The 13,993-nt window shown below is 41.3% G+C and carries 7 protein-coding genes; 3 read left to right on the top strand and 4 right to left on the bottom strand.

Features of this window, described 5'->3' with window-relative positions; all coding sequences use genetic code 11:
- The first annotated feature begins 145 nt into the window (after positions 1–145).
- Both B879_RS17875 and B879_RS17870 read left to right on the top strand, forming a co-directional pair.
- Positions 146–8,191 carry a T9SS C-terminal target domain-containing protein gene (locus tag B879_RS17875; RefSeq protein ID WP_009186621.1) on the top strand — a complete coding sequence of 2,682 codons (8,046 nt, stop codon included), beginning with the start codon at positions 146–148 and terminating at the stop codon, positions 8,189–8,191.
- 26 nt (positions 8,192–8,217) lie between these two features.
- Positions 8,218–9,249 (top strand): PorP/SprF family type IX secretion system membrane protein, encoded by a 1,032-nt coding sequence (locus B879_RS17870; protein WP_009186620.1) that lies wholly within the window; start codon positions 8,218–8,220, stop codon positions 9,247–9,249.
- Here B879_RS17870 and B879_RS17865 read toward each other — a convergent pair.
- The 4 genes from B879_RS17865 to B879_RS17850 form a co-directional block, all read right to left on the bottom strand.
- Positions 9,246–10,016: a DUF2490 domain-containing protein gene (locus B879_RS17865; RefSeq protein ID WP_009186619.1), complete on the bottom strand. Its 771-nt coding sequence runs from the start codon at positions 10,014–10,016 to the stop codon at positions 9,246–9,248. The two genes, B879_RS17870 and B879_RS17865, sit on opposite strands and share 4 nt — an antisense overlap.
- A gap of 61 nt (positions 10,017–10,077) precedes the next feature.
- Complete coding sequence (gene pncA, locus B879_RS17860) at positions 10,078–10,695, bottom strand: bifunctional nicotinamidase/pyrazinamidase (protein ID WP_009186618.1); 618 nt, start codon at positions 10,693–10,695, stop codon at positions 10,078–10,080.
- Between the two features lie 16 nt (positions 10,696–10,711).
- Positions 10,712–11,635 (bottom strand): ribose-phosphate diphosphokinase, encoded by a 924-nt coding sequence (gene prs / locus B879_RS17855; protein WP_009186617.1) that lies wholly within the window; start codon positions 11,633–11,635, stop codon positions 10,712–10,714.
- On the bottom strand, positions 11,625–13,106 hold the full coding sequence (locus B879_RS17850) for a nicotinate phosphoribosyltransferase (protein ID WP_009186616.1): 1,482 nt from the start codon (positions 13,104–13,106) through the stop codon (positions 11,625–11,627). The genes prs and B879_RS17850 overlap by 11 nt, the downstream gene beginning before the upstream one ends.
- 266 nt (positions 13,107–13,372) lie before the next feature.
- On the opposite strand from B879_RS17850, the gene B879_RS17840 reads away from it, so the two are divergent.
- Positions 13,373–13,993: hypothetical protein (locus B879_RS17840; RefSeq protein ID WP_157231695.1), on the top strand; the 621-nt coding region annotated here is incomplete at its 3' end.

Here is a 13,993-nt window from a genome sequence, read left to right as displayed (position 1 = left end):
TAAAAAATGAAATACCAATTACTGGACATATGATACATTATTTCTGATAGAAACAACAGCACACCTTACAATTCATGGCTATGTTTTTATACAAAATAGCGTTGCAGTCACAAGTAATTTATACTGAATCTTTTTAAAACATCATATGAGAAATATTTATCATCAATTTTTTCCTCTCATTTTGAGTTTGCTTTGTTGGCTTAGTTTGGCTAATGAAGCGCAAGCGCAGTTGATTGTTCAGGATTCATTTTTTTCGGAATGCAGAAGGTCAGTTGAATTCAGGGTATCAGGAGGTTCTGCACCTTATACTTATGTTTGGTCTTTTGAAGGGGAGGTAGTTCAGACCAATAGTAACCTTTCAGGATCGCAAAGCAGTGTCCTTACACAAGCTCAGGCAGGAAATTATCAAGTTACAGTTACTGACAATGTAGGCAATACCTTGGTCAGAAACTTTTCATTTTTTGGTGTCACCAATTTCAACTTGGAAGTATTCGTAGAGGATATTGTGGTATGTGAAGCTGAAACAACAGCATTGGTTACTGGAGATATTAGTGGTGGTCTCGCACCCTATACGATAAGGTTTTATGATTTGGATGGAAATATTGTCAATACGATCAATAATTTTCCGGGAGGTCCATTAAATCTAAATGGCATACCAGCAGGACAGTATTTGGTAGAAGTAGAAGATGCCAACTTGTGTATCGAACTTACAGAAATTGAAATCCCTGAAATAGATCCAATTGAACTTACCCCTGGAACAGGTGTAGGAACTTTCCCGGAAACCTGTGCTGAAAATGGGGGTATTTCATTTAATGCAACAGGATTTACAGGCGAAGTAAGGTTTAGAATTAGGAGGGCTGATGGTTCTTATGCCACAGGTTGGATAGTTGCCCCAGGGGGGGTGATTGAATACAACCAATTGGCTGCAGGCAACTATGTACTGGAGATCATCGATTTATACAGGAATGAAACTTGCCCATTTGAATTGGATTTTACAATTGGAAATGAGATCCTTTTGGAATACACTGCCACTACGACCCAGGTCACATGTTTTGGAGAAACAGATGGTACCATCACCTTAAGGGCTGATCGGGTTTTCATGGGATTCGCCTTTCCTCCGGCGAATATCAACGTGGATATCATTCGTCCAAATGGTACTTTCGCGGTAAATAATGCATCTGTAGCTATTGGAGCCAATTCTGGTCAACAAACATTTACTGGATTTGGACCAGGCACCTACACGATCAGGGTAAGACATGGAGAGGGCAGCTATCCTCAATGTGAAGAAGAATTTCAAGTAAGCATCGGCGCGCCTCCATCTGCCATTAATTTAAGCACTTCTTCTACTCCTATCTCTTGTTTCGGAGATAATGATGGTACTGTTACAGTTGTAGCTACTGGGGGTTGGGAGGGTTTCGCCTATTTATGGAGCAATGGTGCAACTTCAGCTACAGCCAATGGATTGACACCTGGAAATTATTCCGTTACAGTAACAGATGCAGAGGGTTGTACAGCAGTCGCCAATGTAACGGTAACAGGTCCACCCTCAGCTTTGACCGGCAACATTAATGGATTAACCGAGTTGACATGCGCCGGATCCAATGATGGTATTGCAGAGGTCACCAATGTGAGTGGAGGCTGGGGTGGTTATACTTATCTATGGAGTAACGGAGAGACCACACCTACAGCCTATAACCTGCCTTCAGGACTCAATACAGTTACCATCAGGGATTCTGGGGGTTGTGAATTGGTTCTTTCGGTAAATATAGGTGTACCACCGGCTCCCGCGGTGACATCGATACCTGAAAGTCCCACTTGTTTTGGCGGATCAGATGGAAGCCTTCGTATTCAAATAGCAGATACTTCAAGTACTTTTGCTGTAACTGCGAATGGTGTAACCTTGGTTGGAAATGATGTGCTTTTTGAAAACCTACCTGCAGGAACCTATTTTGTTAATATTGCTTATGATGGAGGCGCCTGTCAAATCACACACGAAGCGGTCATTACTGATCCTCCACAAATCATAATTGATGAGTCGAATTTAAACCTTCAGCATGTATTGTGTCATGGTGATGGAAATGGATCCATTACAGGACTTCAAATAAGTGGCGGAACCGGACTGCTCACATATCAATGGCAGGTAAGGAGTGGTGGATCTTTTGTAGACATGCCTGGACAAACAGGCTTGGACCTTTTTAATTTATCTGGTGGTACTTATAGGATTGTGGTGAGGGATGCCAATAATTGTACAGTCAACCGTCAATTTGTGATTAATGAGCCTGGGCCATTGTCTGTTAGTGGGCCTGTTGTCACTAATGTGGGATGTTTTGGTGAGAATTCGGGTTCAGTAAGTTTTTCAATTTCAGGTGGTACAGCTCCATATACTTACACATTAAATGGAGGAACTCCTGTGACCACTTCTGAAAGTAATGTAACCATACCTGGTTTAGGGGCCTCCAATAACAACTTTATTGAGGTAAGAGATGCCAACAATTGTCAGGTTCCAAACCTAAACTTTAACATCACTTCTCTTCCAGAAATCACAGTCAACAGCATCAATGTTACGCCTGAAGTTTGTGCCGGCCAAAACAATGGTTCGATAGGGATCACATTCAGTGGAGGCAGTGGTTCTTTAGGGGTACAATGGTTTGTAGCCGGTAATTTTTCTACCGTATTATCAAATAGTGCTACATTAAGCAATAGAGGACCGGGAGAATATACTGCCAGAATTTTTGACCTAACCAACCCCAATTGTTTCATTCTTCAAAATGTTACTATTCCCCCTACCCCTGCCATTGAATTACAGTTGGCTGGACCTCCAACAAACGTGTCTTGTTTTGGTGAGGAAACAGGAGCGATTAACATCAATGTCAGTGGTGGTACGGGTGGTTATACTTTCCTTTGGACTGGTCCAAATGGTTTTACGGCAAATACCCAGAATATATCCGATATACCTGGAGGCCTCTACCGCGTTAGAGTAACCGATGCCAACGGTTGCTTTAGAGAGCTGAACAATATACTGGTCAGCCAGCCACCCTCTGGAGTAGAAATCAATGTTTTAAATGTCATTGAGCCAACATGTCATGATTCTGAAAACGGGAGAATTGAAATTCAGGTAGCCGGAGGAAATCCAGGGTACACTTTCCAGTGGTTCAGAGATGAAGGAATGGGTGTTACAATACCGGTAGCAGGAAGTAGCAGTACTTTGTCTAATATTGGTTCCGGGGACTATATAGTAAGGGTAACTGACGCCAACGGGTGTTCCAATGAAGAACTTATAGCAGTGGCCAGCCCAGATCCAATCCAAATCAATGTGTTAAGTGTGGATGACATTTCCTGTGTCGGCAGAAATGACGGTAGGATATTCATTGAAGTAACCGGTGGAACAGGAATTTATTTCTTTAACTGGGACCATGGTTTTGTCAATCAAAATCCCACCAATCTTAGTGCAGGTTCCTATGCTGTCACGGTTAGGGACGCGAATGGTTGTGAAGCAAGAATTGAAAATATTATTGTTGACGAACCAGAATTACTTGAAATTAACCTTGTCAATAAAGTAGATCCAACTTGCGTTTTTGATGATGGTTCCATTGAAGTCAGCTTCACAGGTGGTATACCGGGTTTGGCAAGCAGCCAATGGTACAATGTGCAAACAGGAGACCTTATTGCTGAAAATACCACCACCGTGACCGGCCTAACGCCAGGATTTTATCGGGTAGAATACAGTAATGGTGCTAATTGCACAGTATCAAGAATAATTCGCTTGCTTGGACCTCCTAACCCACTAAGGATTCTTGCCAGTTCCCAAGACGCTACCTGTCCAGGTGGCTCCGGTTTTGTGAATTTAACTGCAACAGGTGGAGTTCCTGGATATACATTCCAGATATTTTTAGGAGGAATTTGGAGAGATGTCAATAGTACCATTTTATCCGGATTGACAGAAGGCGATTACGATGTAAGGGTCACAGATAGCACAGGTTGTGAAGATTACAGTACCATCACCATCAGTGATCCTGATCCATTGTTTTACAATATCGAAATTGAGCAAGATGTTTCCTGTTTCAACGGCAATGATGGTATCATCAGTTTTGAATTATTTGGTAATACAACCAATATCAATTCGGTTCAATGGTACAGGAGAACTTTGCCTTCTGGAGCAGTTCCGATCAACACATCAGAATTGGATAACCTGATTGCGGGCACCTATTATTTGGAATTAACCTATGAGGGTGGATGTACCCTTGTTTCAGAAGACTATGTAATCACTCAGCCCCCTCAAGTTGTTATTTCTACCAGCCAAGTACAGCCTATATGTGCAGATGACTTTGGATCTTTCCAACTTACCGTAAATGGTGGTAAACCTGGCAAAACCATCCAAGTGTCTTCGCCTAATGGCACCAATATAGTTTATGAAGGAGAAAACACAGGGGTCTTCAATTTCAACAACCTTCCTGCGGGTAATTATACCTGGTCTGTGGAAGATCCAGGTTGTGGCATAACTTCTGGCAATTTTACAGTTAACGATGTAGTAAAACCTAGTTTCTCATTCAATTCACAAGATATCAGCTGTTTTGGTATCAATGATGGTATTCTCAATATCATTGATCCAATCGTTGCCTCGGGCAGGACCTTTACTGTATTGATCAACAATGTGTCTCAGGGGAACTTGACCTCTTTCAGCAATTTGGCACCCGGAAATTATCAGGTAAGAATTTTGGATAATTTGGGATGCCTTTCTGACCCTGTTTTGGTTCAAATTTTAGGTCCAAGCAGGCCACTGGAAATCATTAATTTCAACAAAGAAGATGGTGAATGTTTCGGTACACCAACTGGAAGAATTTCTTTTGAAATTGAAGGTGGTAGACCCTTATACCGTGCAATTTTGACCAATACTGCCGGATTAAATTTGGAACTGAGCAATCTAGATGCTAATACTTCTTATGCATTTGAGAACCTGGTTGCAGGTGATTATACCTTGAACATCATTGACAGAGATGGTATTTGTGTGGTTTCAAGAAATTTTGAAATCACCCAACCGGACCTTATCGATGTAAGCTATATTAGTCCTGAAATTTCCTGTGAACCCAATCTAACCTTTATCAGCCTAACCATCTCAGGTGGCGAGCAACCTTATGTGATTACTTGGGAAAGGTTTAATTATGGAACATCTACTTGGGAGTTAATCCCATTCAATGGACTATTACTTGATAATATTGGTGCAGGTCTGTACAGATATACCGTCGAAGATGCCAATAGTTGTGGGACGGTGACAGAAGATATATTGATCGCCGAACCACCAACATTTGAGCTCAACTATACTATGGGTGAAATCCTTTGCTTCGGAGGAAATACCATTATTGAGTTTTCTGCCTCTTTGGGATCAGCGGATAACTTCTCCTATTTTGTAAATGGCAATCAGATTTTTGGCAATCAGTTTACTGCTGTCGCTGGAACTTATGCAGCCTATGCGGTCAACAACGCTACGGGATGTCAATCTGATCCTATTTTGATCAGGGTCAATCAACCTGCAGCTCCTTTGACATTACAGCAGTTCAGTTCACAAAATCTCAGCTGTTATGAAGCTGGGGATGGACGCATTTCCTTTACCTTAGTAGGTGGAACCGCACCTTACACCATCAATTTTCAAGGCAATACCTACACGGGTAATGAAGGAGAAGAAATCATTTTCAACAATCTTGAAGCTGATATCAATTATTCCTTTACCGCACAAGATGCCAACGGTTGCCCGGTCTTGATACCTTCCAGAACTTTAAGCCAGCCTAACCCTATACAAGTCAATGTAACCCAAACCAATGTGAACTGTGCTGGCAGATTAGGCAGCATTAATCTTCAAGTCACAGGAGGCACTCTACCCTATGACATTACTTGGGAATATTCCCCGGATGGAAATAACTTCACCCCTGACCCAAGCCTCACCAATGTTACCCAATTGAGAAACTTGTCAGGAGGGGTTTATAAATACATCATTCAAGACCAGGGTTGTGGACCGGTAGAAGGCATAGTGGACATCAATAATCCAAGGCCAATACAGGTCATCCCTGAAGTCATAGATGTGGCCTGTTATGGAGAAAACACAGGAGCCATCAATTTAAATATCACCGGGGGTACTGGTACTTACAGTGTACAGTGGAGCAATGGCATGATCGGAAGTTCAATTTCAGGTCTCCGGGCAGGCGTTTATACCGTGTTCATCGTGGATGAAAACTCCTGTGTGATTTCAAGAACATATACCGTAAGCGAGCCTGATGCGCCACTACAGGCAGAAGCGGATTTTGCTACCTTTTACTGTTCATTTGATGATGAAATCAGTTTGGATATCAATGTGACAGGTGGCACAGCACCGTACACCTTTGCATGGTCCAATGGAGTAACAACCCAAAACTTAGTAGGAATAGAACCTGGTAGTTATACCGTAACTATCACAGATGCATTGGGCTGCCAATTGGTGGAAACTTATGAGATCCCTCCCAGAGTTTTACCATTTGAAATTGAAATTTCAGGAAACCAAGTGCTCTGTGCTCCTGGAGAAAGGGCAGATATCACGGCAACTATACAAGGCGGAACAGGCCCATATACCTATTTATGGTCAAATGGTGCCACCACACCGACCATTTCCAATCTTGGCCCTGGAATCTATACCCTGATTGTTACCGACGCCAATGGATGTCGCGCCAGCGAAACAGTAGAAATTCTTCCTGCTCCAAACTGGAGAATCAACCTGGAATCCATCAATCCGGTATCATGTTTTGGTGGCAATGATGGTTCCATCCAAATCTCACTTGTAGGGGCCAGGGAACCGGTAAGTGTCCGCTGGAGCCATGGACTGGAAGACCAGTTATTTGCAGGAAATCTGACCGCTGGAACCTATTCCGTAACAGTGGAAGATGCATTTGGTTGTTTCATTACTTCCTCCTTCAATATCCGTGAACCTGAAATCCTAACCTTAAATGAAATTGTAGAAGACAGCCAATGTGCCGGCAATAACAATGGCAGCATTACGCTAAATATCAATGGTGGAAGCGCTCCTTACACCTTCAGGTGGTCTCATGGTCCTAATAGCAGAAACTTAAGGAACTTGGCTCCCGGAGAATATTCAGTACTGGTAACGGACCGAAATGGCTGTTCTACAGGAGCTACCTATCGAATTTCAGAACCTGAACCATTAGAAATCATTAGTGACCAATCCGAAGACTTGCTCTGCTTTGGGGACAGAACCGGATTTATCAATGCAAATATTGAAGGAGGTATCCAACCATATGCCTTCACTTGGGAGGATGAACCGGAAAACCAAAGTCTTTATAGGAGCGACCTTGGAGCGGGTACTTACAAACTTTCAGTGCGGGATGACAACGGTTGTCAGATAGAAAGGACTTTTATTATCCATGAACCAGAGAGATTAGTTGCCAATTTGTATACTACGTTTGATGTAGACTGTGAAAACAAGGAACTTGTTGGGGTCGCATGGGTAGAAATAACTGGAGGAACTGGAGCGTATAACATCATTTGGAACAATGGGGATATCGACAGAACAGAAACCAACTTCTATGAAGATGGAGAACTTTCAGTAATGGTATATGATGAAAACGGCTGTTTTGCAGAAGCCCTGGAAATGATCATCATGCCTTTGGCATTTACTGATGCTGATTTTACATATACTATTTTATCCATTGGCACTGAAGGAGAAATATTAGTCAATGACCCGGTACAGTTTGAAGACCGGACATTAGGAAACGTGATCGCGTGGGAGTGGGATTTTGGTGATGGTAACAAGAGCAATGAGCAGAATCCTAGACATACTTACACCAGACCTGGAATTTTTACAATAACCCTAATGACATTTGATGAATTGGGTTGTGTTTCCAAAGCTAGCATTGAGATTGAAATCGTAGCTTCCTATAGAATTATGGTGCCCAATGCCTTCACGCCAAATGGAGACGGGTTGAACGATACTTTCATACCAAAAATGAGAGGAATTGATGAATTCGAAATGCACATCTTTAATAAGTGGGGAGAATTGATTTACTCTACTTATCATAGAGAAGATGAAGGATGGGACGGAACACTTAATGGTGTTTTAAGCCCCAATGGAAATTATGTGTATAAAATTGTTTACAAAGCCATGGATGGACATAGAGGAAGCCAGACCGGGGTATTCACTTTGGTTCATTGATGGGGTGATTTTTAAAACTTAATAGTATGATTATGAAAAAACTTTCTTTAATTATTTCATTTATTTTTCTAGGCATCGGTGCTCTTGCCCAAGACTTTCAATACTCTCAATTTTATGCAGCGCCCCTTTACCTTAACCCTGCTTTTACAGGAGCTTCAGATCTTACACGGGTTGGGGCAAATTTCAGGAACCAATGGCCTGGATTAGACCATTCCTTCAATACCTATTCTGCTTATATTGACCACTATATGTTTGACATCAATAGTGGAATCGGTGTTATATTTAACGGAACCATGGAAAGTAAAGCAAGACTGAATTCAAATGAAATCGGGTTGCTTTATTCTTACCGTTTAAAATTGGGAAATGATTCCTTTTTAAGGGTAGGCGGTCAAGCAAGTTTTGTATCTAGAGATGCTTATTTTGGAGATTTAGTCTTTGGCTCACAGCTGGACATTAACCGTGGTACTATTGGTACAGATAGTGGAGAGACCATAGATGATGATTATAGACACCGATATATGGATTATAATTTCGGGATGCTTTTCCATACCCAAACTTTTTGGTTGGGCGTGTCTGCCCATCACCTCACCCAACCAAATCTTTCATTTATTGATGAAAATATCAGTAAGTTGCCAATGAGACTATCTGCCCATGGAGGTATAAAAATTGAACTGGGAGAAGGGTCGATCAATAATTATTTCAGCAATTCCCGTCAGGAAAGATCCGCTTTCCTGGCATTTAATTACAAGCACCAAGATCCATTTAACCAATTGGATGTTGGAGCCCAATTTTTTATTCAACCCTTGGTACTTGGGGTTTGGTACAGGGGCTTTCCGGTTAAGTATGCCCTACCCAATAATGAATCCATTGTGGGTTTGATTGGCTTCACCTTGGAAAGTGGGCTGGATATTGGTTATAGCTATGACTTCACCCTTTCCAAAATGGCTTTAAGACAATCGGGTGGTGCACATGAAATTTCAATCCGCTATTCTTTCCTGTTCGGTGATCCCAATCAAAGAAACAGAAGGAGTACAATTATCCCTTGTTTCAGGTTCTAAAAATTAAAGTAAGAATTGATAATATAGCCCCTGTTTCCCTGAAATACATTTTTCCCTTCAACCAACCTCCCCAGTTGCACAATTTGGTTGAAGTAACCACCTTCTATCCTAATATGATCAGAAAAGCGATATCCTGATAAAATTCCAATCCTATTTTGATCAAATACGTTTTGGTTTACATTCTTTCCAAAACCTATCATTAGCTCATCATAAGCAGCCAAATATGGGATACCATTTCCGATAGTTTTCCCTTTCAATGGCACATCTATCCTTGCCATATACCTTGCTCTATTTAGGTAGACAAAATTATCAGGTCTTTCTAGCATTTTATCACTAAATGATCCAACCCATCTTTGTTCAAGCATAAACCTATGGGAAACTTGTACCAATCCAACTGGATTAGTGAGTGTTAACATTTGATACATCCTGTGCTCAGGAAATTCCATTCCTAAGCTATTCAATGGAATCTGACCGTAACTGTATGTATCTGCATACAGATAGCCTACCCTTGCTACAGCATTCTGATGCAACTTTATATTAAGTCCTGTCCTATATAAATCTTGTTGGGGATCAGTAATAAAACCTGTCCTCCGCCATTGAAATTCCCCGTGAACAGAGAAGGTTTGGTTAATTTTATAATTCAGGAAAAATGCATGCCATCCAATTTGGTTATCATCCCTTAACCTATTATTCTGGGCTTTTAATGCCTGCATGCTAAAAATAAGCATCAATAAACCAATACCCAATTTTTTATTTAAATATGCCATTTTTCTCACCATTAAGTCTGCAAAAGTAATGACTTGGGTATGCTAACAGCTGTATTAAAAATCACATAATAAGATCTTTTGAGGTAATTATACGTGCTCCATGCTGCTCCATGGTCTTGATGGACCTGGCATAATCCCCCACCTCTAGATTAACCGCTTTGGTACCATCAGCGATCAGGTAAGTATTGAATCCCTCAGACATGCCATCCAAGACAGTAAATTTAACACAATAATCCGTTGCCAATCCACAGACAAATAAATCGGTTGCTCCCTCTTTTTTCAAAAAGCTGCTCAATCCAGTATCCCCTTGGCGGTTATTATCAAAAAATCCACTGTAGGAATCCACTGTCTTTTGGGTCCCTTTTTGAAAAACAGCAGCCCATTTATCTCTTTCAAGATCTGTATGGAAATCCGCCCCGACACTTTCCTGTACACAATGTACAGACCAAAGTATTTGTTGAACTCCGTTCAAATCAATAAATTCCCCCACATTTCTGCCAGGATGATTGGCGGCAAAACTCCCATGGTCTGAAGGATGCCAGTCTTGAGTGGCCACTATCAGATCAAAATGGTCCTGAAGGGCATTGATCACCGGGATAACTTGGTCACCGTCATTTACAGCCAAAGCACCACCTGGCAGAAAATCATTCTGTACATCTACTATCAATAAAGCTTTCATACATCTTGCGTTAAGGTTATTCAAATTCAATCAGGTGTTTTGCGATCAAAGGTGCAATACTGTCAACCCTTAAGAGATCACTTTTTAATTGACAACTATTGGGGTGGGTATTGGTTGACACTACCTTTTCAATCACACCAGAATCCTGTATTTTTTTTAATGCGCCATCTGTAAATAAACCGTGTGTAGTAATGGTGAATATTTTTTTAGCACCGGCGGCCTTGTAAGCTCTTGCAGCATTAATAAGGGATCCACCTGTCCTAACCATATCATCATAAATCACCACATCCTTTCCTTCTACATCAGCTGATATACTGGTCACTTCTGTTTTTTCTCCCGAAATTCTTCTCTTGAAGACAAATGCAGCATTAACCCCCATTTCATTGGCCAGGGATTCTACCCATTTAGCACGGCCTGCATCTGTGCATGCCATCACAAAGCCATCTTCCGCCAATTCTTGGGCTGCCTGCACGATTATAGGCTTGCAATACACATGATTAATCAATACCTGTCCCTCAAAATAATGGGGAATACCTTCTGTATGCAGGTCAAAGAAAAAGAATTGATTGCCCAAACTCGTTCTAGGCAGAGAAGAAAACATCACGGCTCTTGATTTTGCGGTAACCACCTCCCCTGTTTTTGTGGCCCTTTCCATGGTGGAATAGCCAAAATAAGGAAAGAAGATACTTATGGATTTGGCCCCATATTTAATCAGTGCATAAGCCAGGTCATATATCTCCAAGGTATCTGTATCAGATGCGGTACCTCCAATAAGCACCACTTCTCTTCCATTGACAGCATTCAAGATACGGTGATATCGCTCTCCATCGGGAAAAATTTTCAGTTCCACTTCTCCCCTTTCAAAGTCTCCAATCTGGAGTACTTGTTCCTGCAAATATTTATAACTGGGGATGCAGAAAACAATCTTTTTATGCTCCATCGTAATTTTTCATTTTGAATACCAGTTGGGTCCTGAGCTCATACAGGCTTTCCTCAAGTCCAACTGGGTAAATATGGGGATTAATCAGTCGTTTGTGTGCTTTATCAAATTGAGCCAAATTTCTTTCTGCATTTAATTTGATTTGATGGATATCTGGCCTTTCATAAACCTTTTTTCCTTTTTCAAATATGCTTCTCAGAAGCAGCTCTTGATCTAAACCCGTTGTATTGATTTTTTTCCTTTTTGTGGGATCTACAGGGTCAATTATCATATGCTGGGATTTCGATAGATTTTCCCCCTCCAAAAAAATCATATCTGCAACGGCTTTCCCATTCTTGGAAAAACGAACTGCATTTTGGATCCCTGGAATATTGATCTTAATCGATTGCTGGGAAACTTTGACCTTAGGCTCCCAGGATCCATCTGCTTTTTTAACAGCTGCTAATTTGTAAACAGCTCCCAATGCCGGCTGGTCATAGGCAGTTACCAACTTTGTTCCTACTCCCCAAACATTGATGGAGGCTTCCTGCATTTTTAAAGAAGTGATGATTTGCTCATCCAAGTCATTGGAGGCTACGATTTTAGCATTTGGAAAACCCGCCTCATCCAACATTTCCCTAGCTAAATTACTGTAGTAGGCGAGATCACCGGAATCGATACGGATTCCAAGCATCTCTTTTCCTTTTTCCCTTAATACTTTTCCCACTTCAATTGCATTTCTGACTCCATTAACAGTATCATAAGTGTCTACCAAAAAAATACATTTATCCGGGAAAGCAGCTGCATAAGCTTTAAAAGCCTCCAATTCTGAATCAAAAGACATGATCCAGCTATGGGCATGGGTTCCCGAAACGGGAATTCCAAATAACTTTCCCGCCATCACATTACTGGTAGCTGAACATCCTCCAATAAAAGCCGCCCTACTTGCAGCCAAAGCACCATCAATTCCTTGCGCACGCCTCAATCCAAACTCCAAGACCGAATCTTCCTGGGCTGCATGGACAATCCTGGCTGCTTTGGTGGCTATAAGCGTTTGAAAGTTGATGATATTGAGTAAGGGCGTTTCCAACAATTGGCACTGAAGCAATGGCCCTTTAACCTTCACGATTGGCATATGCGGAAAGATTACAGTCCCCTCTTCTACTGCCTCCAGATCACAACTGAATTCCATGCTTTTCAGATAATCTAAAAATGCAGACTCAAAAACAGGGCTATTGTCCTCATTTTTCATGGCTCTGAGGTATTCCAGATCATCTTCCTCAAACCTAAAATTCCTGCAAAAATCTATGATATAATCCAGCCCAGCAGCAACTGTATAGCCTCCTTGAAAGGGATTTTTTCTAAAAAAAAGGTTGAATACTGCTTCCTCTTCTGATTTTCCGGATTTCCAATAGGCATAAGCCATGGTCAATTGATAAAAATCAGTTAAAAGTGCCAAGGAGCCCTGATAAAGGTCTTTCGTAATTTTCATCTGTAGGGAATGTAAATTCAAATTTAAGACATAAACCCCGTATGTCTTTATTTTTTTTCAATTCAAAAGGGTTCCAAGCGGTATGGGTTGGAAATAAACCGCAGGTTGATGGGAGTAAGTTTTACCTAAATTCCCTGTTTAACAAACAAAGTTCTGCATTTTACCCAAAAAGGAGGTGCGAAAAAGTTTTTGGGCCACTTTTTTGCAGCAATGGTACTCAGGCTAGCCTAATCTATAATAGTCCTATCAACTAAACCGAATATGTTATGAAAAAATTAAATGTTTTAAGTCTTTCAGTGCTGTGCTTGGCCGGGCTTATGAGTCAATCCTGTACCTATGAGGCTGAAGTACCTTTACCAGGTGCAGTAAATGTAGATGTTGAATTTGCCTTGGCAGAGGATGAAGAAGAAAATGCAGGTGCTCGTGTTTTGGATGAGCTTTTCATTGAGGAAGGCACCATGAATGTGCGAAAACTGGATGTAAGAATTTTAGGACGCCTACCGATAGGTTCCGAAATGAACCGTAACTTTTCATTTGACTTTCCAAATTTGAGACCTATTGTTTATAGAAATACCCCTGAGGGGCAAGAAATCAACTTGGTCATGCCAAGAGCTACCTACAGGCAGGTGATGTTTGATTTAGAAATCGCAAGTGCAGAAGATGCTCCGGCAGCTTCTATCGCTGGAACTTTTTCAGCGGGAGGCCTACAAAATGTGCCGGTAAGATTTGAGTTTTGGGAGCCGGATTTTCAAGTAACGGGAAAATTTGAGGCCAAGGATGGAAGTGATGTTTTGGATTTTAATCAACTGGATGAAGCCACCCTATTGGTAGAATTATATGCAAAGAGCTGGTTTAAGGATGTGGGAATTCAGAGAATGGAACAGGCT

Source organism: Cecembia lonarensis LW9 (assembly GCF_000298295.1).
Classification (GTDB): Bacteria; Bacteroidota; Bacteroidia; order Cytophagales; family Cyclobacteriaceae; genus Cecembia; species Cecembia lonarensis.
Note: the sequence above shows the minus strand (reverse complement) of the source record. Positions and strands in the feature narration are given on the sequence as shown.